General features: G+C 59.1%; 26 protein-coding genes. 10 read left to right on the top strand and 16 right to left on the bottom strand.

The features are described from left to right. Positions 1-72: 72 nt before the first annotated feature. From mmsB to ACR0KW_RS01610, 4 genes are all read right to left on the bottom strand, one after another. Positions 73-945: a 3-hydroxyisobutyrate dehydrogenase gene (mmsB, locus tag ACR0KW_RS01625; RefSeq protein WP_480803446.1), complete on the bottom strand. Its 873-nt coding sequence runs from the start codon at positions 943-945 to the stop codon at positions 73-75. Positions 946-948: 3 nt separating this feature from the next. After that, on the bottom strand, positions 949-1,989 hold the full coding sequence (locus ACR0KW_RS01620; protein ID WP_480803445.1) for an enoyl-CoA hydratase/isomerase family protein: 1,041 nt from the start codon (positions 1,987-1,989) through the stop codon (positions 949-951). Between the two features lie 7 nt (positions 1,990-1,996). Further along, complete coding sequence (locus ACR0KW_RS01615; protein ID WP_480803444.1) at positions 1,997-3,139, bottom strand: acyl-CoA dehydrogenase family protein; 1,143 nt, start codon at positions 3,137-3,139, stop codon at positions 1,997-1,999. A 105-nt stretch (positions 3,140-3,244) separates the two neighbouring features. Continuing rightward, positions 3,245-4,360 carry a carboxylate-amine ligase gene (locus tag ACR0KW_RS01610; protein ID WP_480803443.1) on the bottom strand — a complete coding sequence of 372 codons (1,116 nt, stop codon included), beginning with the start codon at positions 4,358-4,360 and terminating at the stop codon, positions 3,245-3,247. A gap of 131 nt (positions 4,361-4,491) precedes the next feature. On the opposite strand from ACR0KW_RS01610, the gene ACR0KW_RS01605 reads away from it, so the two are divergent. Together ACR0KW_RS01605 and ACR0KW_RS01600 are read left to right on the top strand one after the other, a co-directional pair. Further along, the gene (locus tag ACR0KW_RS01605; RefSeq protein WP_480803442.1) at positions 4,492-5,343 is read left to right on the top strand and encodes a class I SAM-dependent methyltransferase; all 852 of its coding nucleotides are present in this window, start codon (positions 4,492-4,494) and stop codon (positions 5,341-5,343) included. Positions 5,344-5,403: 60 nt separating this feature from the next. Then, complete coding sequence (locus ACR0KW_RS01600; protein ID WP_480803441.1) at positions 5,404-5,880, top strand: fasciclin domain-containing protein; 477 nt, start codon at positions 5,404-5,406, stop codon at positions 5,878-5,880. A gap of 62 nt (positions 5,881-5,942) precedes the next feature. On the opposite strand, the gene ACR0KW_RS01595 is transcribed toward ACR0KW_RS01600, so the two are convergent. Beyond that, positions 5,943-6,527: a L,D-transpeptidase gene (locus ACR0KW_RS01595; RefSeq protein WP_170325516.1), complete on the bottom strand. Its 585-nt coding sequence runs from the start codon at positions 6,525-6,527 to the stop codon at positions 5,943-5,945. 197 nt (positions 6,528-6,724) lie between these two features. Beyond that, positions 6,725-8,224 (bottom strand): CoA-acylating methylmalonate-semialdehyde dehydrogenase, encoded by a 1,500-nt coding sequence (locus ACR0KW_RS01590; RefSeq protein WP_480803440.1) that lies wholly within the window; start codon positions 8,222-8,224, stop codon positions 6,725-6,727. A 103-nt stretch (positions 8,225-8,327) separates the two neighbouring features. Between ACR0KW_RS01590 and ACR0KW_RS01585 the strand changes: the two genes are divergently transcribed. The 3 genes from ACR0KW_RS01585 to coaD all read left to right on the top strand — a co-directional run bounded on the left by ACR0KW_RS01585 (position 8,328) and on the right by coaD (position 10,304). Continuing rightward, positions 8,328-9,230 carry a LysR family transcriptional regulator gene (locus tag ACR0KW_RS01585; RefSeq protein WP_480803439.1) on the top strand — a complete coding sequence of 301 codons (903 nt, stop codon included), beginning with the start codon at positions 8,328-8,330 and terminating at the stop codon, positions 9,228-9,230. A gap of 59 nt (positions 9,231-9,289) precedes the next feature. Continuing rightward, a complete protein-coding gene (locus ACR0KW_RS01580; RefSeq protein ID WP_480803438.1) occupies positions 9,290-9,727 on the top strand; it encodes a CBS domain-containing protein in 438 nt (145 codons plus the stop codon). A gap of 85 nt (positions 9,728-9,812) precedes the next feature. Further along, a complete protein-coding gene (gene coaD / locus ACR0KW_RS01575; protein WP_480803437.1) occupies positions 9,813-10,304 on the top strand; it encodes a pantetheine-phosphate adenylyltransferase in 492 nt (163 codons plus the stop codon). Here coaD and gap (ACR0KW_RS01570) read toward each other — a convergent pair. The 3 genes from gap (ACR0KW_RS01570) to gap (ACR0KW_RS01560) all read right to left on the bottom strand — a co-directional run bounded on the left by gap (ACR0KW_RS01570) (position 10,296) and on the right by gap (ACR0KW_RS01560) (position 12,598). Next, the gene (gene gap, locus ACR0KW_RS01570; protein WP_480803436.1) at positions 10,296-11,300 is read right to left on the bottom strand and encodes a type I glyceraldehyde-3-phosphate dehydrogenase; all 1,005 of its coding nucleotides are present in this window, start codon (positions 11,298-11,300) and stop codon (positions 10,296-10,298) included. The genes coaD and gap (ACR0KW_RS01570) overlap by 9 nt on opposite strands. A gap of 81 nt (positions 11,301-11,381) precedes the next feature. Next, positions 11,382-11,525, bottom strand: coding sequence for a hypothetical protein (locus ACR0KW_RS01565; RefSeq protein ID WP_170324801.1), 144 nt, complete (start codon positions 11,523-11,525; stop codon positions 11,382-11,384). A 71-nt stretch (positions 11,526-11,596) separates the two neighbouring features. Beyond that, entirely contained in the window at positions 11,597-12,598 is a 1,002-nt protein-coding gene (gap, locus tag ACR0KW_RS01560; protein WP_170324802.1) for a type I glyceraldehyde-3-phosphate dehydrogenase, read from the bottom strand. Between the two features lie 182 nt (positions 12,599-12,780). Between gap (ACR0KW_RS01560) and ACR0KW_RS01555 the strand changes: the two genes are divergently transcribed. Next, entirely contained in the window at positions 12,781-13,740 is a 960-nt protein-coding gene (locus ACR0KW_RS01555; RefSeq protein ID WP_480803435.1) for a DUF808 domain-containing protein, read from the top strand. A 4-nt stretch (positions 13,741-13,744) separates the two neighbouring features. Next, positions 13,745-14,140, top strand: coding sequence for a hypothetical protein (locus ACR0KW_RS01550; RefSeq protein ID WP_480803434.1), 396 nt, complete (start codon positions 13,745-13,747; stop codon positions 14,138-14,140). Between the two features lie 45 nt (positions 14,141-14,185). Here the strand turns inward: ACR0KW_RS01550 and tkt are convergent, their stop codons facing one another. Continuing rightward, positions 14,186-16,210 carry a transketolase gene (tkt, locus tag ACR0KW_RS01545; RefSeq protein WP_480803433.1) on the bottom strand — a complete coding sequence of 675 codons (2,025 nt, stop codon included), beginning with the start codon at positions 16,208-16,210 and terminating at the stop codon, positions 14,186-14,188. A gap of 234 nt (positions 16,211-16,444) precedes the next feature. Between tkt and ACR0KW_RS01540 the strand changes: the two genes are divergently transcribed. Genes ACR0KW_RS01540 through ACR0KW_RS01530 form a run of 3 tightly spaced genes read left to right on the top strand, consistent with a single transcriptional unit; the run spans position 16,445 to position 17,987 of the window. Beyond that, positions 16,445-17,242 (top strand): hypothetical protein, encoded by a 798-nt coding sequence (locus ACR0KW_RS01540; RefSeq protein WP_480803432.1) that lies wholly within the window; start codon positions 16,445-16,447, stop codon positions 17,240-17,242. Next, entirely contained in the window at positions 17,242-17,637 is a 396-nt protein-coding gene (locus ACR0KW_RS01535; RefSeq protein WP_480803431.1) for a cell division protein ZapA, read from the top strand. The genes ACR0KW_RS01540 and ACR0KW_RS01535 overlap by 1 nt, the downstream gene beginning before the upstream one ends. Then, complete coding sequence (locus ACR0KW_RS01530) at positions 17,634-17,987, top strand: MliC family protein (RefSeq protein ID WP_480803430.1); 354 nt, start codon at positions 17,634-17,636, stop codon at positions 17,985-17,987. Before ACR0KW_RS01535 ends, ACR0KW_RS01530 begins: the two co-directional genes overlap by 4 nt. On the opposite strand, the gene grxD is transcribed toward ACR0KW_RS01530, so the two are convergent. The 6 genes from grxD to ACR0KW_RS01500 all read right to left on the bottom strand — a co-directional run bounded on the left by grxD (position 17,988) and on the right by ACR0KW_RS01500 (position 23,848). After that, on the bottom strand, positions 17,988-18,350 hold the full coding sequence (gene grxD, locus ACR0KW_RS01525) for a Grx4 family monothiol glutaredoxin (protein WP_170324809.1): 363 nt from the start codon (positions 18,348-18,350) through the stop codon (positions 17,988-17,990). It lies immediately after the preceding gene. Further along, a complete protein-coding gene (locus ACR0KW_RS01520; RefSeq protein ID WP_480803429.1) occupies positions 18,337-18,627 on the bottom strand; it encodes a hypothetical protein in 291 nt (96 codons plus the stop codon). Before ACR0KW_RS01520 ends, grxD begins: the two co-directional genes overlap by 14 nt. Further along, on the bottom strand, positions 18,624-18,860 hold the full coding sequence (locus ACR0KW_RS01515) for a hypothetical protein (RefSeq protein ID WP_480803428.1): 237 nt from the start codon (positions 18,858-18,860) through the stop codon (positions 18,624-18,626). Before ACR0KW_RS01515 ends, ACR0KW_RS01520 begins: the two co-directional genes overlap by 4 nt. After that, positions 18,860-19,096 (bottom strand): BolA/IbaG family iron-sulfur metabolism protein, encoded by a 237-nt coding sequence (locus ACR0KW_RS01510; protein ID WP_170398586.1) that lies wholly within the window; start codon positions 19,094-19,096, stop codon positions 18,860-18,862. Before ACR0KW_RS01510 ends, ACR0KW_RS01515 begins: the two co-directional genes overlap by 1 nt. 136 nt (positions 19,097-19,232) lie before the next feature. After that, a complete protein-coding gene (purL, locus tag ACR0KW_RS01505; protein WP_480803427.1) occupies positions 19,233-21,392 on the bottom strand; it encodes a phosphoribosylformylglycinamidine synthase subunit PurL in 2,160 nt (719 codons plus the stop codon). Between the two features lie 170 nt (positions 21,393-21,562). Further along, a complete protein-coding gene (locus ACR0KW_RS01500; RefSeq protein ID WP_480803426.1) occupies positions 21,563-23,848 on the bottom strand; it encodes a mechanosensitive ion channel family protein in 2,286 nt (761 codons plus the stop codon). Positions 23,849-23,920: the final 72 nt, after the last annotated feature.

Here is a 23,920-nt window from a genome sequence, read left to right as displayed (position 1 = left end):
GCCAAGGATAGATGGCCGTTGCCGGTCTGTGGGTCAACCCCATGGGCAGGAAGCTGCCCATGGGGGGCGCTCTTAGCTTCGCCCGCGTTTTTCGAACCGTGGCAGCATGGCCGAGAAGTCCATGCCCAGACCGTCTTCAGCCTCGACGAATTTCTCATAAAGTGCGGTCGCTGCTTGCCCCATTGGCGTGTCGGCATCGGCGCTTTCGGCGGCCTGTTGGCTGAGTCGCAGGTCCTTCAGCATCAATTCGGAGGCAAAGCCGGGCTGGTACTCGTTGTCCGCCGGGCTGGTCGGGCCGACACCGGGGGCAGGGCAATAGGCGTTCATCGTCCAGCTATAGCCCGACGAGGTGCTGACCACGTCAAACATCTTTTGCCGGTCCAGTCCAAGTTTGTCAGCCAGCGCAAAGGCCTCGCAGGTGGCGATCATGGTGACGCCGAGGATCATGTTATTGCAGATTTTCGCGGCCTGACCGGCGCCGGATTCGCCGCAATGCACGGCTTTTTGGCCCATGATGTCGAACAGGGGCTCAGCCTTGGCAAAAGCGTCGTCGCTGCCGCCGGCCATGAAAGTCAGCGTGCCAGCGGCTGCTCCGCCAATCCCGCCCGAGACCGGAGCATCAACTGAGAGGACACCAGCCTTTTTCGCCTGATCCGCAACGGCGCGGGCGCTGTCGACATCAACGGTCGAGCAATCAATCCACACAGATCCAGACTGCATCACGGGTATGATCTCTTTGGCAACTGCGCGCAGAATCTGACCGTTCGGAAGCATCGTGATGACGATTTCGGCATCGGCGGCGGCATTGGCACCCGATTCGGTCATGGTGACGCCCGCAACCTCAACATCGGCCATGTCAAAACCCGTTACCTCATGCCCGGCTTTAGCTAGATTGGCGGCCATCGGATTGCCCATGTTGCCCAAGCCAATAAACCCGATTTTCATCTCTTATGTCTCCTCAAAAGTCAGCATGTCTGCGCCCAGCGGTTGCAGCATCTTGGATACCGCGACCGTAGGCACGGCCTGATCGGCATACTGCCAGCGGGGTGAGCGGTCCTTGTCGATGATCTGGGCGCGGATGCCTTCCAGAAAATCTCCGTGCTCCATTGCGCGGAAGGTATAGCGGTATTCCAATTCCAGCGCTTTGCGCTGGGTCAGGCTGGGGGTGCGCAACCGGTGCAGCATCTCAACCGTACACGCCATCGAAAGCGGTGAATTGCGGTCTATGAGTTTGCGCGCATCTGCCGCCATATTGTGTTTGGAGTGGGCCAGGGTGTTCAGGATGTCCCCTAGGCTCTCTCCGTCAAAACAGGCGTCGATTTCAGGCTGTTGGCGCTCCAGTTCGCTGGCTGGTGGCTCCGCCGCGTGTTTCTGCAGCATTTCGGTGTCACCCGATGCCTCGAGCATCTCGATCAGATCAGACCAATCGGCGAGGGGGATGTAGTGATCGGCGAAACCGGCATAGATGGCGTCTGCTGGCCCCATGCGGTGGCCGGTGGTGCCCAGATACTCGCCCAGCCGACCGGGGGCCAACGCCAGCATTAGGGTGCTGCCGACATCCGGCACCAGTCCAATGGAACACTCCGGCAGAGCAATTCTCGAGCTTTCGCCAACGATGCGGTGACTGCCGTGGCAGCCGATGCCGACGCCGCCACCCATCGTGAAGCCTTGCAGGAAACTGACGACTGGTTTGGGGTATTCGAAGATCAGCGCGTTCAGACGATATTCGTCCCGCCAGAAGGTGCGGCCGTAATCGTAATCACCTTTAATGCCGGTTGCGTAGAGGTCGGCAATGTCTCCGCCCGCGCAAAAGGCCTTGTCGCCCTCGGCATCCAGAATGACCAGATCCACGGCGTCATCTTCGCGCCAGTTCCGCAGCGTCGTGTCGATCGCCATGCACATGTCATAGGTTAGCGCGTTCAGTGCTTTGGGGCGGGTCAGGGTGATGCGCCCGGCGCGGCCCGTGATGCGGATGTCGATGTCAGGCATGGGCCCCTCAGCGGTCTGCAAGCATTTGTCGGGCCACGATAACCCGCATGATTTCGTTCGTGCCTTCCAGAATCTGATGCACGCGGAGATCGCGGACCAGTTTCTCGATTCCATAATCCGCCAGATACCCGTAGCCACCATGCAGTTGCAGGCACTGGTCCACAACCTTGGACCCAGTCTCGGTCACGAATTTCTTGGCCATGGCGCAGAACTTGGTCGCATCGGGCGCGCCTTGGTCCAGTTTCCACGCCGCCTGCCGCAGGAAAGTGCGGGCGGCCTGCAGTTCGATCTCCATATCGGCCAGCCGGAATTGCAGCGCCTGAAACTGGTCGATTGATTGGCCAAAAGCCTTGCGTTCCGACATGTATTGCAAGGTCATGTTCAGACCGGCCTGCGCGGCCCCTAGTGAGCAGGAGGCGATGTTCAACCGCCCGCCGTCCAGCCCCTTCATCGCGTATTTGAAGCCATCGCCTTCAGTGCCCACAAGGTTGCCTGCCGGGATTTTGCAATCGTCGAACTGCACCTGCGCCGTGGGTTGGCTTTTCCAGCCCATCTTCTGTTCCAGCGCACCAAAGCTGAGGCCGGGCGTGCCGTCCTCGACATAGACGGTCGAGATGCCCTTGGGGCCGTCCTGACCGGTGCGAACCATGCAGACATAGGCGTCGGAATAGCCGCCGCCCGAGATAAAGGCCTTGGTACCGTTCAGCGTATAGCCTTCATTCGTTCGATCCGCGCGGGTTTTCAGTGCGGCGGCGTCCGAGCCCGATCCGGGTTCGGTCAGACAATAGCTGAGCACGGTGTTCAGGCTCAGCACTTCGGGCATGATGCGGTATTTCAGGTCATCGCTGGCGAAACTGTCCAGCATCTTGGCGCACATGTTGTGAATCGACAGGAACGCCGCGACCGAGGGACAGGCCATCGAAAGTGCCTCGAACACCAGCGTTGCGTCCAGACGGGTCAGGCCAGACCCGCCGCTGTCTTCCGAGACATAAAGCCCGCCGAATCCCAGCTCTCCGATCTGAGGCCAGAGGTCTTTGGGAATGGTTCCATCAGACTCCCATTGGCGGGCATTTGGTGCGATGTTGTCCTGCCCGAAATCATAGGCCATATCGAAGATCGCGGTCTGCTCTTCTGTCAGTGCAAAATCCAAGGCTTGCCTCCCACGCTGCCGAATGAATTGAACGAGTGTTTATTTCTGAATTCTTACAGAAATTTTGCACGGTCAGCAATCACCGGCATGGGGCAATTCGGGATGTCAAAGGTCGAGGTGGAATTCTTCGATCAGATGCCGGACCACAGCCTTGCCGGGATCTTCGCCCTTTGCCGCGGCCTCGGCATAGGCACGGCGTTGTCGCGTGGCCGAGGTGCCGGTTTGTGCGATCTGCTGCAAACGGGCAAGTTCCGTCATGGTGCCCAGCGCCTCGGCGTCTTCGGCCAGCAGGCCCATCAGTTCGCCCATCAGTTCCGGCATCGGTTTGATCGAGCGATCGCCGAAGTCGATCAGCCCTTCGCCGACACCGTACCTTTGCGCGCGCCAGCGGTTTTCACCGATCAGGAACTGGTCGTAATGCCGCCAACGCAGGTTCCGGTCTTTCAGGCGGCACAACATGCGGGTCAGGGCCTGGACCAGAGCGGCCAGCGACAGCGTATGTTCCAGCCGCGGTTGCACGTCCATGATCCGGGTTTCAAGCGTCGGGAACCGGTGTGACGGGCGCAGGTCCCACCAGATCTTTGTCGTGTCCTCGATCACGCCGAGTTCCACCAGAATGCCGGTCGTGCGTTCATAGTCGGCCCAGCTTGCCAGAACCGGAGGAAGCCCCGTGCGTGGTAGGTTGTCGAACACGGTCAGGCGATAAGAGGACAGGCCCGTATCCTCTCCGTTCCAGTAAGGCGAGGACGTAGACAGCGCCAAAAGATGCGGCAGGAAATACGACAACTGCGGCATCAGGTCAGCGCGCAGGGCAGGGTCCTCGACCCCGACATGCACGTGCATCCCGCAGATCAGCATACGTCGCGCGACCCCGCCCAGCGCGTGTTGCAGCGCGTCATAGCGATCCTTGCGGGTATGGTGCTGTTTCTTCCAGTCGGCAAACGGGTGGCAGGATACCGCAATCGGGGCGAGATTGTATTCGGCGGCGCGCTCGGCCACGCAGGAGCGCAGGCGTTTCAGATCCTCGCGGGCGGACTTGACCGTTGTGTGGGGCCGGGTGCCGACCTCGATCTGGCACTGCAGGAATTCGGGGCTGACCTGTCCTTCGAAGTCCGCCTGGCAGGCCTCCATCAGGGCGGCGGGCGCTTCGGCAAGCTCAAGGCTGTCGCGATCGACCAGCAGATACTCTTCTTCGATGCCCAGCGTGTATTCTTGCTGCATGGCGGACCTCGTATAACTATTCTGACCAGTGAATACGGAAATTCCTGTTTTGCCAAGCGTTTGACGCACCCGTCTTGCAGAGGCCCCGCAAGCAGCGGTAAGGAACAGGCAACAGGAAAGTGGAGCCACCCGTGAAACCCAGAAAATTCCCCAAGATCAACGAGGCCCTGGATGAGTTGGGGGTAAAGCTGATCGACAAGGCCGCTGAAAACGATGAGCGCGCCCGGCTTGAGGCGTTTGAACGGGCAGGCGGGCTGAACCGCCCGGCCTATGCCTTGTCACCGGGGATGGAAGGGTTCGATATCGGCCAATTGGTCGCCGAGTATGGCGAACATGCCGAGACGTTGGAGGCCCTGAAAGACCCGGCACGCAATCAGACCGGTTATCGGATCGGCAACGGCTACTATGACAGCCCCGATGCCGATGCGCTGTATCTGATGATCCGCCGGTTTCAGCCCAAGCGAGTGATTGAGGTCGGCTGCGGCAACTCGACCCGCGTGACCCGTCAGGCGATCATCGACGGTGGGCTGGACACGCAGATCACAGCGATTGACCCGTATCCCCGTGCGGATATCGCGCATGTTGTGGACCACTTCGAACAAAAACGGCTTGAGGAGGTTGACCCGGCGCTGTTCGACCAGCTTGAGGCGGGCGATGTTCTGTTCATCGACTCCAGCCATGTGGTTCGGATGAGCAACGACGTGGCGCATCTGTTCTGCCGCATCATTCCGGCGCTGAAACCGGGCGTGGTGATCCATGTCCACGATGTTTTTCTGCCCTACGAATATCCCAAGCGGTTTTTCTACGACTGCCCGGGTTGGGGCGAGCAGTACATGCTGCACACCTTGCTGCAATCTGGTGCCTTTTCAATGCTTTGGCCCGGGTATTACCTGCAACAGGACCGCCCGGATGCGGTCGAAGCCTTGCCGTTTCTGGAGGATGGACGCGCGCAGAGCATATGGGTGCAGACTAAAGAAAAGTGATCCGGGCTGGCTGAGCCTCCGTAGTCCTTTCCATAACAAGCTGGAGAGGAGACAACAGCCATGTTTCGCCGCACATTCATGGGCGCCGCCGCCGCACTTGCACTTGCCCTGCCTGTAAAAGCGCAGGCCGCTGATATCGTGGACACTGCCGTTTCGGCCGGATCATTCAACACTCTGGTCGCTGCGGTCCAGGCCGCAGGACTGGTCGATACGTTGAAAGGTGACGGACCGTTCACCGTGTTCGCACCGACCGATGAAGCTTTTGCCGCGCTGCCTGAAGGCACGGTAGAAACGCTGTTGCTACCGGAGAACAAGGATCAGCTGGTCGAAATCCTGACCTATCACGTGGTGCCGGCCAAAGTGATGTCGGGTGACATCGCAGGTAAGCGTGCCAAGGTTCTGACTGTTCAAGGGGATCGTCTGAGCGTGAATGCGAAGAACGGTGTTAAGGTCAATGATGCTGAGGTCATCCAAGCGGATATCGAAGCGAGCAACGGCGTTATTCACGTTGTCGATGCGGTGATCCTGCCGGAATAACGAAGGTACGCTAAGCCCCTGACAAGAAAAAGCCCCGGTCCTGACGGCCGGGGCTTTGTGTGTCAGACCAGTCGGACCTGAGTTCCAATCTGGACCAGAGGATACAGTTCCTCGACATGCTGGTTGTAGAGGCCGATGCAGCCGGATGAGCTTTGTCGACCGATCTTGCGCGTATCGTGGGTGCCGTGCACCAGATAGGCCGGCCAGTCCAAATACATGGCGCGTGTGCCCAGCGGGTTGCCTGGATCGCCGCCTTCCATCCGAACAGGCAGAGAGGGATCGCGTTCGCGCATTGATGCGGTTGGCGTCCAGCTTGGGAATTCGGTTTTGCGGACGATCTTGGTATAACCGCGTTTGGTCAGTTCCTCGCTCATCGGCACGGAGCTCGGGTACAGTTTGTATGTCCCGTCCGGGCTCCAATAGTGGACCGCGCGGCTGGTGATGTCGGCCAGCAGGCAGCCAACGCCCAGCTCGTCGAAATGATCCTGCCAATTCTGTTGCGAGAACGAAGACACATTGCGGCGGACCGGCAGTTGCGTGCTGATCGCTTCCTCACTGGTCGGGAACGCATCGCTGCTTTGCGCACGCACGATGGCGGGCGTCGCCAAAAGAGACGCTGCGCCCAACAATGCAGAGCGGCGAGTCATACGGGGATTTGACAAATTGGCCTCCGGTTCAGGAACTGCTCGAGCAATAATCTGCCGTAAAATATTGACCATCGTCCCGTTTTTCTAGGGTGTGCAAGCTGAATTTATCGTGAAAACGACTGTTTTCGCGGCGCTTTGCCGAAAAAAAACCGGCCTGTAAAAGGCCGGGTTTGGGAGTTTCGGAGTTCAGCAGTGGTTTAGTCCATTGCCTTGAAGTTGAACTCGCCACCTTCCTTGATGCCCGAGGGCCAGCGCGCGGTGACGGTCTTGGTGCGGGTGTAGAACTTGAAGCTGTCGGGACCATGCTGGTTCAGGTCGCCGAACATGGACTTCTTCCAACCGCCAAAGGTGTGGTAGGCCAGCGGAACCGGGATCGGAACGTTGATGCCGACCATGCCGATATTGATCCGGCTGGCGAAATCGCGCGCAGTGTCACCGTCACGGGTGAAGATCGCGGTACCGTTGCCGTATTCGTGATCCATCGCCAGACCAATCGCTTCTTCATACGACCCTGCGCGGACGGTCGACAGAACAGGGCCAAAGATTTCCTGCTTGTAGATGTCCATCTCGGGCGTGACGTTGTCGAACAGGTGCGGGCCGACAAAGAAGCCGTCCTCATATCCTTGCAGGCTGAAGTCGCGGTTGTCGACAACCAGCTTGGCGCCTTGCTCAACGCCCGAGTTGATCAGGCCGAGGATTCGCTCTTTCGCGGCGGCGGTCACAACGGGGCCCATGTCCACGTCGTCGCCTGCGGTGTAGGGGCCGACTTTCAGCTTTTCAACGCGCGGGATCAGTTTCTCGATAAGGCGATCCGCGGTTTCTTCGCCGACAGGTACAGCGACCGAGATCGCCATGCAGCGCTCGCCAGCCGCGCCGAAACCTGCACCGACCAGCGCGTCAGCCGCCTGATCCAGATCGGCGTCGGGCATGACGATCATGTGGTTCTTGGCGCCGCCGAAGCACTGCGCGCGTTTGCCGTTGGCGGTTGCGCGGCTGTAGATGTACTGCGCGATCGGGGTCGAACCCACAAAGCTGACGCCCTGAATGATCTCGCTGTCGAGAATGGTGTCCACGGCCTCTTTGTCGCCGTTCACAACTTGGAACACGCCCTTGGGCAGACCGGCCTCGACGAATAGTTCGGCCAGCATCAGCGGCACCGAGGGGTCACGCTCGGACGGTTTCAGAACCACGGCATTACCGCAGGCCAGAGCCGGACCGACGTGCCACAGTGGCATCATCGCGGGGAAGTTGAACGGCATGATAGAGCCGACCACACCCAGAGGCTGTCGCATCGAATACATGTCGATTCCGGGGCCAGCGCTGTCAGTGAATTCACCTTTCAGCATCTGCGGTGCACCGATGCAGTATTCGATCACTTCCAGACCACGCTGTAGGTCGCCTTTGGCGTCTGGGATGGTTTTGCCGTGCTCGCGGCTCAGAGCCTCGGCCAGCTTATCCATGTCGCGGTTCATCAGGCCGACCATGGCCATCATTACACGCGCGCGCTTCTGCGGGTTGGTTGCGCCCCAAGCAGGTTGCGCGGCAGCGGCGGCCTCGATGGCAGCGGTGGTTTCGGCGGCGCTGGCCATCGGGCAGCGATACTGAACTTCGCCGGTGGCTGGGTTGAACACGTCGTCATAACGGCCGGATGTTCCGGGGCTCATTTCGCCGTTGAGGAAGTGGGTCAGGTCTTGCATCGAAAACTCCTCCGATAGATTTGTGCGCAGAATAGGCTTGCAGAAATCGCGCGAACAGAGGCAATGTCTCAAAAGAGCTTTGCAAAAATGCAAAAGGTGACACATGAATCCGAACTGGGATGACATGCGGGTTTTTCTGGCCGTCGCGCGTGAGGAAAGTCTGTCTTCGGCCGGGCGAATACTTAAGATTGACCCTGCCACGGTCGGGCGGCGCATTGCCCGGCTTGAGGTAGCATTGGATGCGACCCTGTTCACGAAGTCCCAGCAGGGTTACCTGCTGACCGCGGCCGGGGAGCGCCTGTTGGATCACGGCCTGCAGGCCGAAGAAGCGATGCGTGCGGCGGCGGGTGTTGTAGTGGGCTCGACCAAATCTCTCAGCGGTCAGATTCGGATTGGGGCACCCGATGGCAGCGCGAATTATCTGCTGCCGCAGGTCTGTGCGAAAATCAGCGATGCCAACCCAGACCTGGATATCCAGATTCTGGCCTTGCCGCGGATCATCAACCTGTCCCGGCGTGAGGCGGATATGGCCATAACGGTAAGCGCGCCAACCGCGGGAAAGCTGCTGGTCAAACGTATCAGCGACTACAAGCTGCATATGGTGGCGACGCAGGACTATCTAGATCGCCACGACCCCATACATTCGGTAACCGATCTGAAAGGGCATCGGTTGATTGGCTATATTCCGGACATGATTTTCGACCGCGAGCTTGATTACCTCAACGATATCGGTGTTGACCGTGTCGCGCTTGCATCGAATTCCGTCTCGGTTCAACTGCGTCAGGTGACGCTTGGCACAGGTGTGTGTGTGGCCCACGACTTTACGTTGCCGTTCCACCGGAACCTGCGGAAAATACTGACGGAACAAGTGAGTTTGACCCGAAGTTTCTATCTCGTCCGGCATCAGGGCGACCAGCGCAACGAACGCTTGAACCGCTTTGCCGACGCCCTGACGCAGGGCATCCGTGACGAAGTTGCGCGGCTTGAAGCCGATGCCGACGCTTGACAGGTCGTCCCAATCGCGCAACGCTTTGGAATAAGATTACTATTTCGGAGGTGTTCTTCATGCTCGTACAGGCCATTCTGAAATCGAAGGCAACAGAAGGCGTGGTGACGATCGAGCCTTCGGCGACGGTCTCAGAAGCTTCGAAGATACTGGCGGATAAACGCATCGGTACTGTTGTCGTGTCCGAAGACGGCGGGCAAACGGCATCCGGCATCCTGTCCGAACGGGATATCGTCCGCGAACTGGCCGCAAGTGGCAGCGGATGTCTGAACCAGCCGGTCAGCGCGTACATGACGCAAGACCTGGTCACGACGACACGGCAGGCAACCGTTCAGGATATTATGGCCCAGATGACCGAAGGTCGCTTTCGCCACATGCCCGTGGTCGAAGATGGTAAGCTGGTTGGAATTGTGACGCTGGGCGATGTGGTCAAGGCACAGTTGTCTGAACTGGCGATGGAAAAAGATGCGCTGGAAGGGATGATTATGGGCCACTGACGGCCCAAACATCCGAACTGATCGCTTGCACCTGCATCAAGTTTATGTTTGCTTGCGCAGAAATATTGTTGCGCAGGAGGGCGCGATGCGGGTCGGATTATATCCCGGAACCTTTGATCCTATCACGTTGGGTCATATCGACATCATTCGCCGCGCCGCAGCGTTGGTGGATAGATTGGTCATCGGCGTCGCCATCAACCGCGACAAGGGACCGATGTTTAATCTGGAAGAGCGCGTTGCCATGATCGAAGCGGAATGCGCACACCTATCCGAACAGACAGGGACCGAGATTGTTGCCCATCCGTTTGAAAACCTGCTGATCGATTGCGCACGCGATGTGGGGGCACAGATCATCGTGCGCGGGCTGCGGGCCGTCGCGGATTTCGAGTATGAATTTCAGATGGTTGGCATGAACCGCGTGCTGGACAACTCGATTGAGACCGTGTTCCTGATGGCCGAGGCCCGGCATCAGGCCATCGCATCGAAACTGGTGAAAGAGATTGCGCGGCTGAACGGGGACGTGTCGAAATTCGTCACGCCCCGGGTCAATGATGCACTGCGCCAGAAGTTAGGTTAAGGCACCCATTGCGGCGGCTGTGTCCAGCATCCGGTTCGAGAAACCCCATTCGTTGTCGTACCAAGCCAGCACGCGGACCAGCGTGCCGTCAGTGACTTTGGTTTCGGCCAGTGACACGGTCGAGCTGTGGGCATCGTGGTTGAAGTCCATTGACACCAGCGGGCGGCTTTCGGCAGCCAGAACGCCGGGGATTTTGGCAGCGGCGTCAACAAACAGCGCGTTGACCTCTTCCTCGGTGGTCGGGCGCGAGACCTCGACCACCAGATCCACCACCGATACGTTCGGAGTGGGGACGCGGATTGCCTGACCGGTCAGTTTCCCAGCCAGTTGCGGCAGAACCAGCCCCACAGCCGCAGCGGCCCCGGTTGTGGTGGGGATCATTGACAGGGCCGCAGCACGCGACAGGTAAGGGTCCTTGCCTGCGGTATCGTGAACCGGCTGGCTGGCGGTATAGGCGTGAACGGTGGTCATGTTGCCGTGCACAATGCCCAGCCCTGCGTCCAGCGCGGCTGCAACCGGTGACAAGCAGTTGGTGGTGCAGGAAGCGTTTGAAACCACGGTGTCCTCGGCGGTCAACTCTTGGTCATTTACGCCAAACACAACCGTCTTAACTGCGCCGTCACCGCGCGCAGGCGCCGAGATCAGCACTTTCTTCGAGCCGTTTCTCAGATGCCGTTCAGCGGCTTCGCGTGTGCGGAACACCCCGGTGCATTCCAGAACCACGTCGACATCCGACCAGTTCAGCGCCTCTGGGTCGCGTTCGCTGGTCAGCCGGATCGGGCCGGCGCCAACATCCAGGCCTTCTTCGGTCAGTGTAACCTTGTTGGGATAGCGGCCATGCACGCTGTCGAACTCAAACAGATGCGCGTTCATTTCCGGCTTGGCCAAGTCATTGATCGCAACGATTTCCACGTCCGTGCGCCCGGTCTCCATCACCGCGCGCAAAACGCCGCGTCCGATCCGCCCGAATCCGTTGATTGCCAGCTTGAGTGTCATTTTCTGCTCCGTCCGAATGTCGGCTAAATATGGTTAGCGCTAACATCTCCAGATAAGCGGAAATGTCAAGCAAAACCTCAGTCAGCGCCAGATGGCGACCCAATCCAGAAAGGCGTAGAGTTTTTTTCCCAGGAAGATCAAATGCTCGGGACCATAGACAGCATAGTCGACAATGATCGCACCAAGGATCATGAGGCCGAGCCAGATAGCGATTTGATTGGTCATTGCGGCCCCAAACGAAAATGCCCGCCCAGATAACCTGAGCGGGCAAAAAGGTTCAAGATTTCGAACCGGTCTTAGTTGAGGTGACCCATGGCAACGGCCACGTCTGCCATGCGGACCGAGAAGCCCCATTCGTTGTCGTACCAAGCCAGAACGCGAACCAGACGGCCATCAACAACGCGGGTTTGATCCGGTGCGAAGATCGAGCTTTCCTCGGTGTGGTTGAAATCGGTCGAGACTAGGGGCGCGGGCTCGTAGCCCAGAACGCGCTGCATCGGGCCTTGTGCGGCTTCGCGCACGATCTCGTTAACCTCTTCGACGGTCACTTCGCGCGAGGCACGGAAGGTCAGGTCAACGGCCGAGACGTTCGGGGTGGGAACGCGGATCGCCGAGCCGTCCAGACGGCCTTTCAGGTTCGGCAGAACTTCACCCAGAGCCTTGGCGGCACCGGTGGAAGTCGGGATCATCGACATCGCCGCAGCGCGGGCGCGGTACAGGTCGCTGTGACGACGGTCCAGCGTCGGCTGATCGCCGGTATAGGCGTGGATCGTGGTCATGATTCCGTTTTCGATGCCGACACCTTCGTCCAGAACCTTGGCAAGCGGAGCAAGGCAGTTCGTGGTGCAGGAGCCGTTCGAAACCATGTTGTCGTTTGCGGTCAGAGTGTTGTGGTTCACCCCGAACACGATGGTCTTGTCGACATTCTTGCCGGGCGCAGACAGCAGAACCTTGCTGGCGCCACGCTCAAGGTGAGTCTTGGCTTTCAGACCGTCGTTGAATTTGCCGGTGCATTCCAGAACGACGTCGCAGCCTTCCCAGTCCAGCTCGTTCATGTCGTAGGTCGAGAACATCTCCATCGGGCCGCGGCCCAGATCCATGGTGTTGCCATTGATCGCGATGTCGCGGGGAAAACGGCCATGAACGCTGTCATATTTCAGCAGATGCGCAGTTGTTTCCAGCGGGCCGGTCGCGTTGACCTTGATCACTTCGATGTCGTTACGGCCCGACGCGGCGATGTGCGACAGGGTGCAGCGGCCGATGCGGCCAAAACCATTGATACCGACCTTGATGGTCATGTGACGTCTCCAAAATGCGCTTGCTTTGCAGGCCATATAACGGCGATTACTGAATCTCAAAAGAGTAAAAGCGGCATATTTTTAAGGTGTTAGCGCAAACCTCACGCGATTGCGCTAACGCTTGCGCTAGCTGTGGGATCGGGTAGGGTCCGGGTGCGGCAGGATACAGGAAAGGATGCGCGATGAGCGGTCTGTTGGCCCTTTTGGATGATGTGGCGGGGATCGCCAAGGTCGCGGCGTCTTCGGTGGATGACGTGGTGGCAGCGGCGGGCAAGGCTGGGGCCAAGACGGCGGGTGTGATCATTGACGATGCGGCGGTTACTCCGAAATACGTTCAGGGCTTTGCGCCTGCGCGCGAGTTGCCGATCATCTGGCGCATCGCGCGGGGGTCGATTTTCAATAAGATCGTGCTTTTGCTGCCGGTCGCTTTGCTGCTGGCCAATTTTGCGCCTTGGCTGATCACGCCGCTGCTGATGTTGGGCGGGTCTTACTTATGTTTTGAGGGGGCCGAGAAGATTTTTCACGTCTTGTTTCCGCATGGCAGCCACGCCATCGAAGAAGACATGAACGTGCGCGACCCAGGTCATCTGGAGGAACAGAAGGTCAGGGGAGCCATCAAAACCGATTTTATCCTGTCGGCCGAGATCATGACCATTGCGTTGGCTGCAATCGAGGCGCCAAACCTATGGATGCAGGCGGCGACGCTGGCGGTTGTGGGGATCGGTGTGACTGTGGCGGTTTATGGGTCGGTGGCGCTGATCGTAAAGATGGATGACGTGGGCCTGTACCTGGCGCAGAACGCGCCGACGCCGGTAGGGCGCGGATTGGGGCGCGGTCTGGTCAAGGCGATGCCTGGCGTGTTGAAGACTCTGTCGATTGTCGGGACTGCCGCGATGCTATGGGTCGGCGGATCGATTGTCATTCACGGGATGGAAGTTCTGGGTTTTGGCTGGCTGGGCCATAACATCCACGACTGGGCCTATGCGATTGGGCATTCAGTTTCAGAACAGTGGGTGGGCGCTGTGGAATGGATTTCCAAAGCCGCGATGGACGGTGTGTTTGGTTTAGCATGGGGGCTTGTTTTGATCCCGGTTGCAACCAAGGTCATCGGGCCGTTGTTCAACAGGAAAGCTGACCACTAAGATCGTGCCTTTCAGCTTAGATACCCTGATCGACGGGCCTATCATCCGAAAAATCGGGTCGCGTGGGTCATCCTCAGTCTTTTCTGCGCTGAGCATTGCCGCAGATGAAGTGCCTTTCGACCGAAAGGAACTCTATGGATTCTTGCATTTTCGCCTTGATACTGCGTCAAGAGCGCAAAAACGCAGCCATTGGCTTGGGGGGCGCTTCTACAACGCATTGACTGGCCAATCGGCAACCTACGTACCTCTATCTGGTACGCATTTGCGTCAAGCGCTGTCTTGCATCCGTTTACAAGCACCTGATCAGGTGGTGGTGCAAGGACGGTATGAGTTGAGATTGGATTACGCTTTGAAAATCTATGATGCGTTGAAGCTGAAGGTTGAAACTGAAGTCAAATGAAGAGGGCGGCCAAAGCCGCCCCTTACTGTATTCTATGTGAATGGCTTACAGCCCCAGCAGTTCCTTGACCTTGGCAACTGTTGCCTCGGCAGTGATGCCGAAATGCTTATAGAGCTCACCTGCCGGAGCGGACGCGCCAAAGCCCGACATGCCGATGAAACCGGCTTTGGCTTCGCGGCCACGCTCGCCCAGCAGCCAGCGGTCCCAGCCGCCGGCGCGGACGGCGGCCTCGATACCGACACGAACGGCACCTGCAGGCAGAACGCGCTTGCGGTAGGCTTCGTCCTGCTCGGCGAACAGTTCCATGCAGGGCATCGAGACGACGCGGGTACCAATGCCTTCGGCCTCGAGCATGGTCTTGGCTTCCATCGCCAGCGAAACTTCCGAACCGGTCGCAATCAGGATGGCCTGACGCTTGCCCTCGGCTTCGGCCAGTACATAAGCGCCTTGTGCAACAAGGTTCTTAGTCTTGTGATCATTCCGCATTGTCGGCACGCCCTGACGGGTCAGCGACAGGACCGAGGGGCTGTCCTTGAAGGTCAGCGCCAGTTCCCAGGCCTCGGCAGTCTCAACGGTGTCCGCAGGGCGGAACACATAGGTGTTCGGCGTTGCGCGCGAGATGGCCAGATGCTCGACCGGCTGGTGGGTCGGGCCGTCTTCGCCCAGACCGATCGAGTCGTGGGTCATCACGAAGACCGACGGTACTTTCATCAGTGCGGCCAGACGCATGGACGGGCGGGCATAGTCGGTGAAGGCCATGAACGTGCCGCCATAGGGGCGAATGCCACCATGCAGTGCCATGCCGTTCATCGCTGCGGCCATGCCGTGTTCACGGATACCGTAGTGGATGTAACGGCCCTTACGGTTTTCCGGCAGGAACACGCCCATATCAGCTGATTTGGTGTTGTTCGAACCGGTCAGGTCGGCCGAGCCGCCAACGGTCTCGGTCATGATCGGGTTCACGACGTTCAGAACCTTCTCGGACGAAGCGCGGGTGGCCAGTTTCGGCTGATCTTCCGACATCTGCTTCTTGAACGCGCGAATGGCACCGGCCAGTTTCTTCGGCGCTTCGAACGCGTAGGCGCGGTTGAACTCGGCTTGCTTGCGCTCGGACAACTGCGCGAAACGTTCTTCCCATGCGGCGCGCTCGGCGGCACCGCGGGCACCGATGGCTTCCCATGCGGATTTCACGTTGGCCGGGACTTGGAACGCGTCGTGCGGCCAGCCATAGCCGTCTTTCGCAGCCTTCAGCTGCTCCTGATCCGTTAGTGCGCCGTGGCCTTTCGAGGTGTCCTGCGCGGCGTGACCCAGAGCGATGTGGCTTTCACAGGCGATCATGGTCGGCTTGTTCGACTTTTTCGCCTGAACAATGGCCGCGTCGATCGCCTTGGGATCATGGCCGTCGATTTCGATCACATGCCAGCCCGAGGCCGCGAAACGGCGCACCTGATCAGTGCGGTCGGCCATATCGACAGTGCCGTCAATGGTGATGTTGTTGTTGTCCCAGAAGACGATCAGCTTGCTCAGCTCGTGACGACCGGCCAGCGTGATTGCCTCCTGGCTGACGCCTTCCATCAGGCAGCCGTCGCCCGCGATCACATAGGTATAGTGATCGACGACCTTCTTGCCGTAGTGCGCGCGCTGAATTTCCTCGGCCATGGCAAAGCCGACAGCGTTCGAGATACCCTGACCCAGCGGACCGGTCGTGGTCTCGATCCCGTCAACCAGGAAGTTCTCGGGGTGGCCTGCGGTTTTGGCGCCCAACTGGCGGAAGTTCTTGATCTCGTCCAGCGTGACGTCGCCATGACCCGTAAGATAGAGCAGCGAATAGATCAGCATCGAGCCATGACCTGCCGACAGGATGAACCGGTCGCGGTCCGGCCAGTTCGGGGCCGAGGCGTCAAATTTCAGGTGCTTTTCGAACAGCACGGTCGCGACATCGGCCATGCCCATCGGCATACCGGAATGGCCGGAATTGGCGGCGGCGACGGCGTCAAGGGTCAGGGTGCGGATGGCCGCAGCTTTGTCCCAGTGTTCGGGGTTTGCATTGCGCAGCGCAGTCAGGTCCACGGGCGTTGTTCCTTTGGATTACAGGCAGATGCGCGCTCAATACCATCCGCCCCCCAAAGTGCAAGCAGAACCGGGCGTTCCGACCGGGGTGTAGTTCAAGAAAGCAGCCCAAGTTGTTGAAAGCAAACAGTGGGTATTTTCCGCCGCGTTGGGTTAGACTAGAGCAAGAAGCGGAGTAAGTTGATTCGGACAATCCCGCGTTATAAGGAACCTTGGTAAAGAGGTGGCAGGGGCATGAGCCAGATCGAAGAACTACAGCGCCGTATCATTGCCGCAATGGATCGGATCGGAACCGGCGTCGAGACGCTGCGGGACGTGGCTCCGGCCAGCGGTGGCGCGGATGACGCCCTGCGCGCGGAATTGGATGACGAACGCGTTGCAAATGCACAATTGGAACAGCGTCTCAAAACACTGAAGGAACGCCACGAGCAGGAAGTCGACGCCATGCGCGCCGACATGGAAAGCCTGCGAACCGCACCAGTGGAAGATCCCGAAAACGGAGCCTTGCGAGAGCAACTGGCCGCGGCGACTGCAAAGCTGGCCTCGGTCGAGGCCGCGCGTGCCGAATTGGCAGCGGCCAAAGCGGCGCTGGAAAATCAGGATGAGCTAGAGGCTTTGAAAGCTGAAAACGCGCAGCTGGCAGGCGCTGTCAGTAAGGCGCAGCAGATTGAGGCCGAAAATGCGCGCCTCCGGTCGGAACTGGCTGACAGCGAACGGGTGGCCGACTTGAGCGCCGAGTTGGACATGCTGCGTGCGGAACGGGCCAGCCACGGGGCGGCGATGTCGCGTCTGGATGACGATCTGCAGCGGATGCGAAAGGCGAATGAGCAATTGCGCCAATCGGTGGACGAATTGCGAGCGGCAGCTGAAGATGGACTTCCCGACGCCGATCTTCTTAATCGCGCCACTGTGGCCGAGCTTGAGGCGACGCGTGCCGCGCAGGCAACCGATGCGGCTGAGGCACACGCGGTATTGGCCCGGTTGGAGCCGCTGCTGTCGCAGGCGAAACTGGCGGAAGGAGAGGTTGAGTAATGCCCGAAGTGACCATTCAAATCGGTGGGCGCGGCTTTGAAGTCTCGTGCCAGGAAGGTGAAGAGGCGTTTCTGCATTCTGCCGCCAAGATGCTGGATGACGAGGCGCAGGTCCTGTCCGATCAGATCGGTCGTATGCCGGAATCGCGGATGTTGCTGATGGCCGGTCTGATGCTTGCCGACAAGGCCGCCGGGACGGATGAAAAGATAAATGCGCTCCAGGCGAAACTGGCCGCCGTTGAAGAAGAACTTCTCGCGCTGAGAAATATGCCGCAACCGGAACCCGAACGGATCGAAGTGGCCGTGGTGCCGCCTTCGGTTACAGATACCCTGGCGGAATTGGCCGCGCGGGCAGAGGCCCTTGCATCCGTGATCGAAGAAAGGTCTTCCGAATGAACACCGTCAGGACTCTGACTCTTGCTGCAATGATGACGCTGCCGGCCGGATTGGCTGTGGCTGAAATCGACATTCTGCCGGTGACATTTACCTGTGACAATGGGGTTCCGCTGGAGGTCGCCTATTTCAACGCGCCAGACGGGTCCAGTGCGGCGGCGATGGTGGTCGACAATCAACTGGTCACGCTGCGGCAGGCCCAAAGCGGGTCCGGCATCCGCTACGAGTCTGCGGGAGGGGTAGGGACTTACATCCTGCGTTCCAAAGGTTGGGACGCCACGGTAAGCTTTCTGGCGGCAGGTTCGGATGCCGCCAGCGAGCAAGTCGTTCTTCAGAATTGTAGCAGCCGCTGATCAGGCGTTCGCTTCGCGGATCTTGTCTGCGGCTTCCTTGTTGTAGCCGACACCGTTTTCGTCGAACAGCGTGTCCAGCTCACCCGACAGGGTCATCTCGGTGATGATGTCGCAACCGCCGACAAATTCGCCTTTGACAAAGAGCTGGGGAACGGTCGGCCAGTCGGAGTAATCCTTGATGCCCTGACGTACCTCTTCGTCGGCCAGAACATTCACGTCGGTGTAGTCCACACCCATGTAATTCAGAACACCAGCCACGCGGGACGAGAACCCACACTGCGGCATTTCCTTGGTGCCCTTCATGTACAGCACCACGTCGTTGGCTTTGACGGTTTCGTCGATCTGGGTTTTAACGTCGCTCATCTCGCTTGTCCTTTTCACCCGCATCCGGGGCGGTCGTTTCATTCTGTGACGGGTCAGAGGTCCATCCTTCTTCCTCCAACCGTCGGTGTTCGGCTTGCGCCAGGGCCAGTGGGTCCAGCCCGTATCTTTCAATGCCGCCTACCTTGCTGATTTTGTCCGGGTCCGGGCGCATGTCGGCAAGGTTACGTTTTCTGTTCCGCTTCACATAGGCTTCGATCAGAGCGGCGGCAACTATCAATGTTGCGATCACACCTATCCAGAACAGCCAGCCGTTCATTTTTTCGGAGCCATTGCTTTGGTGTATTCTTGAGGGTCCCTGGGCACACGAACGATTGTTCCATGGCCACCACCGGGTCCACCTGAATCGTAGCTGGCATTGATCATCTGATCGCCTCTACCCGGATGAATACCGCGTTTCGGCTTTTGGTCGAGCTTCTCGCGACTACGCGCCAGAAAAGCAACAAGCATTACTACTGCCAAAATGCCAGCAATGCCAATTGCAAGATCCATTACTCAGGCACTTTCGTCGTCAACGCCAGCGCGTGCAATTCTCCGTCCGGACCGTCCATCTTGCCCTTCAGCGCAGCATAAACGGCGCGCTGTTGCTGGACCCGGTTTTTCCCGCGAAAGCTTTCGTCCACGACCATGGCGGACATATGCATGCCGTCATGCCCGCCAACCTGAATTTCCGCATCCGGAAAGGCTTCGCGCAGCAGGTGTTCGATTTCGTGGGCGCTCATCGGCATGTAGGTAACTCCTGAAGGTCTTTCCCAAGATGTAGAGCGCCAAGGCGGGGCGCGCAAGGGTGTGAAAGCGGTCTGAAAACGACAAAACCTGCGCCCGTCGGGGACGCAGGTTTTGCAATCAAATCGTGATCCGTGTTCAGGCCACGGCCTCGGCAAAGCTGTTGCGGAATGTGGCGGTCAGTTCCTCAAGCGCAGCCTCGGAGTTGCCGATGCGCACGCTGTCACCGGTAAAGCGGCCAACAGAAACCAAAGGAACACCGGCCTGACCGGCTGCGATCATCAGCGCCTCGGCCTGATCGAAATTGCAGGCGACCAGATAGCGGGCCTGATCTTCGCCGAACAGGAACTCGGTCGAGGCCTCATCAAGGTGGACACCCACGCTTGCGGCCTCGGCCAGTTCGAAGGCCGCCAGCGCCAAACCACCATCGCCCAGATCGGTGCAGGCCTTGATCATCTCGCGGTTGGCGCGGATGAACTCACCGTTGCGTTTTTCGGCATCCAGATCGACATGCGGCGCGTCACCGTCTTCACGGTTGAACACTTCGGCCAGCAGAGCGGATTGACCCAGATGACCGTTGGTTTCACCGATGACCAGTGCGACGTGGCCCTCGCGGACTTCGTTACCAATGATCTCATCTGTGTGGGACAGCAGGCCGACCGCACCAATGGTCGGGGTCGGTAGGATCGCCTGACCATCGGTTTCGTTGTACAGCGAGACGTTGCCCGAAACGATCGGCATATTCAGCGCGGCGACAGCCTCACCAATACCCTGAATGGCACCGACGAACTGGCCCATGATCTCGGGCTTTTCGGGGTTGCCGAAGTTCAGGTTGTCGGTGGTCGCCAGCGGTTTCGCACCCACAGCTGTCAGGTTGCGATAGGCTTCGGCCACAGCCTGTTTGCCGCCCTCAACCGGGTTGGCGCGCACATAGCGCGGGGTCACGTCGCTGGTGAAGGCCAGCGCCTTGTCAGTGCCGTGCACGCGGACCATGCCCGCACCCAGACCCGGCGTGCGGGCGGTGTCGGCCATGACCATCGTGTCATATTGTTCGTAAACCCACTGCTTGCCCGCATAGTTGGGCGAGGCGAGCAGGGCGCGCAGACCGTCAATCGGGTCGATCTGAGGCACTTCGGCCAGTTCTTCTGCCTCGGGTGTCGCCACCCACGGGCGGTCATATTCCGGTGCGGTCGAAGACAGTTTCGACAGAACGAGGTCGGCTTTGACTTCGCCATTGTGAACGATTAGGAAACGGTCTTCGGTAATCGTTTCTCCGACGATGGCAAAGTCCAGGTCCCATTTCTCGAATACGGCGCGGGCTTCGGCCTCAAGCTCGGGCTTGAGGACCATCAGCATGCGTTCCTGAGATTCAGACAGCATCATCTCGTATGCGGTCATGTTCTCTTCGCGCTGGGGAACGTTCTCAAGGTCCAGACGCACGCCCAGACCACCCTTGTCGCCCATCTCAACGGCGGAACAGGTCAGGCCAGCAGCACCCATGTCCTGGATCGAGATCACGGCGCCGGTCTGCATCAGCTCCAGCGTCGCTTCCATCAGGCGCTTTTCGGTGAAGGGGTCGCCGACCTGAACGGTGGGACGTTTTTCTTCGATCGTGTCGTCGAACTCGGCCGATGCCATGGTCGCACCGCCAACGCCATCACGGCCGGTTTTTGCGCCCAAGTAAACGACCGGCATCCCGACGCCCGAGGCCGCGGAGTAGAAAATCTTGTCACTGTCGGCCAGACCGGCGGCGAATGCGTTCACAAGACAGTTGCCATTATAGGCTGGGTGAAAGCGAACTTCGCCGCCGACGCAGGGAACGCCAAAGCAGTTGCCATAACCGCCAATGCCTTCGACCACGCCGTTGACCAGTTGGCGGGTCTTGTGGTGTCCGGGCTCACCGAACGACAGAGCATTCATCGAGGCAATCGGACGCGCGCCCATGGTGAAAACGTCGCGCAGGATGCCCCCTACGCCGGTTGCGGCGCCCTGATAGGGTTCGATGTAGGACGGGTGGTTGTGGCTTTCCATCTTGAAGACCACGGCCTGGCCGTCACCGATATCGACCACACCCGCGTTCTCACCCGGTCCGCAGATCACCTGAGGGCCCGAGGTGGGCAGCGTGCGGAGCCACTTCTTCGAGGATTTGTAGGAACAGTGCTCGTTCCACATGGCCGAAAAGATGCCCAGTTCGGTGAATGTCGGCTCGCGCCCGATGATCTCGAGGATCATGTCGTATTCGTCGGGCTTGAGCCCATGTGCGGCGATCAGATCGGGTGTGATTGCGGGCTCTTGCATCTTCTGTCCTGTGTCCAAGTGGGCCGAGATTGCGCGCCTTTTAGGGCAAGGGCGCGCCCGTGGAAAGGGTTAAGACCCGCAAGGCATAGTTTGACGCGGCCTGGGGGCAAAAAAATGACCGCCCGGCTGGCTTGGCGGGGCGGTCATTGTAGCGTTCAAAGGGCTCTGATTTATTCCGGCGCGCCGTGCGCAGACCCGGGTTTTTGGGCCTGTTGCTCGGCTTGCTGGTTGGCAGCTTCACCGGCAGCGGCGCCGATAGCGGCCTTTTGTTCCTCGGTCAGGTGATCAGCGTCATCCAGACCGGGGATCGCAACGCGCACCTCGCGGCGGGCAAAGTCGATGCCGTTATCCTTGAACGCGGCTTTGACCCGGTTGAAGATCTCCTTGCGCAGGGTGAACTGCTTACCCGGTTTGGCCATGAACTTGCCCCGGATAATCATGCCCACATCGTCAAAGTCGAACACGCCCTGAGATTTGAAGGGCTGCAAGAAGCCGTCCTTGTGGGTCTCGTCCTCCATCATCTCGGCACCAATCTTCTTGAAGATCTTCTTCACCTTGTTCGGGTCGGTGTCGAAGGGCACGGTGAATTTCAGCTTCATGATGACCCAGTCGCGGCTGTAATTGGTCAGCTTCTGAATTTCACCATAAGGAATGGTGTGAACCGGCCCACGATGGTGGCGCAGCTGCATCGACCGGATCGAGATTTTCTCGACCGTGCCGGTGGTGCCGCCCACATCGACATATTCGCCGACACGGAATGCGTCATCGACAAGGAAGAAGATGCCGCCGACGATATCCGCCACCAGTTTTTGCGCACCAAAACCAATGGCCAGACCCAGAACACCGGCACCGGCCAGAAGCGGGGTGATATTGATGCCCAACGCACCCAAAGCGAGCAGGACAAAGATCACCGCGATGGCGGCCTGCGCGGTCACGCGCAACAGGGGCAGAACCGTTGCCAGCCGCGACCCGCCCGAGCCACCGCCTTCGCCGGCCTCTTCGTCCGGGCTTTGTTCGGCGGCGGTTTGCTCTTTCGCCAAGCGACGGTTGATCCAGAGCGAGACGACCTCGTTCAGGATGTAACCGACTGCGATGATGATGAAGAACTGGATCACCTTGCTGCCGGATTCGGCACCACCACCAGCGATTTCCCGAAGGTCGAGATCCCAGGCCCTTGCAATCATCAGGATGACCAAGATGCCAGCCAAAACCCGACCGATGCGGATGTAACTGCGCTTGGTGGATTTATAGGCTTTTTCAGCGACCGGGCCCTCGCCCTGCATCGGTGGCTGAAGATGGCGTACCAAACCACGGATCAACGTATCCAACGCCGGTGCGATCAGCAGCCAGAACATAGTGGTAAAATGTGCCCCCTGCACCAGAAGGGCAAGCGATGTGGGGTTGCGTTGTGCCACCAGAAACTCGACCAGCAGCCAGATCGCCGCAGACACACCGATCGCGAAGTAGGGGTAGTAGTGCGCCACTTCCTCGTCGAACTTGGTGTGATCGGGGTCGGTGCCCAGCATCATCTGCGACAGGCCTTCACGGGCCTTCCAGGCAATGACGCCAATATAGATGTGGATTGCCGCGTTCAGCCAGAACCCGATACGCGTTTCGCCACCGGTGACCCCGTTCAGTTCATTGAAATGGATGATGAACAGTGTGAACCCGATCAGCAACAACAGGCCGATCAGATTGCGGTGCAGATATTTCGCCCAGTGGTCATCGATATTCACAAGGCGGAAATGAGGTTTGTTCGGCGCCAGGACAAACCGCGAGGCGGCAGCACCCAGGCGCGGAATCCAGATCAGATAGAACACGAAAGGCGCGGCATAGGTTACTTGTTCCGGCGTCAGCAGGCCGCGCCCAAGGGCACGTATGACGACATAGAATACCACCAATCCGGCGATCTCGTGACAGAAGCGGCGGAACAAATAGCTGACAGCCCCCCACAGATCATTCTCATCCGCAACTTCTGTCTGACTGTGCCATTTGCGGGTGAGAAAGCCGAACAACTTTTCCGCAACAAACCCGATAATCAGTACGCTCAGCACCAGACCCATGAGGACAAAAACACCATTGGTCCCGAAGGTGCCGACGAAATTGTCGACCGCGTGGACCTGAGCGCTGAAAAGGTTGGGCACGGTGACTGCGACATGGGTCCATGACGCCACCATCTCGGCCCAGATCTCGTTAATTTCCGTGATCGGATCTTCGCGATCAGCGGCTTCAGCGGCCTTTTGTTCGGCGACAGCATCCAGACGCTCCAGCAGAATGGCGCGAACCTGATCGTCGGACATGCGCGCGACCAGATCGTCCACCTGTTCAGGCGTCAGATCTTCGGGAATGCTGACAGGGGCTGTGGAACCGGTCGTGCCGCTGCTTTGTGCCAAAACGGGGCTGGTCAGGCAAATGACGGAGATTATCGCCAACAATAGGCGAAGGGGGTGAAACATCGAATCTGTCCTCGAACGCAAGTCTTCATGATTTTTTCAAGATCATAGGTCTAAGTGCCCGAATTTCACAGA

The organism is Ruegeria sp. CG11, assembly GCF_056537245.1.
The sequence above is the reverse complement of the archived record's forward strand: the minus strand, read 5'-3'. Positions and strand labels throughout refer to the sequence as shown.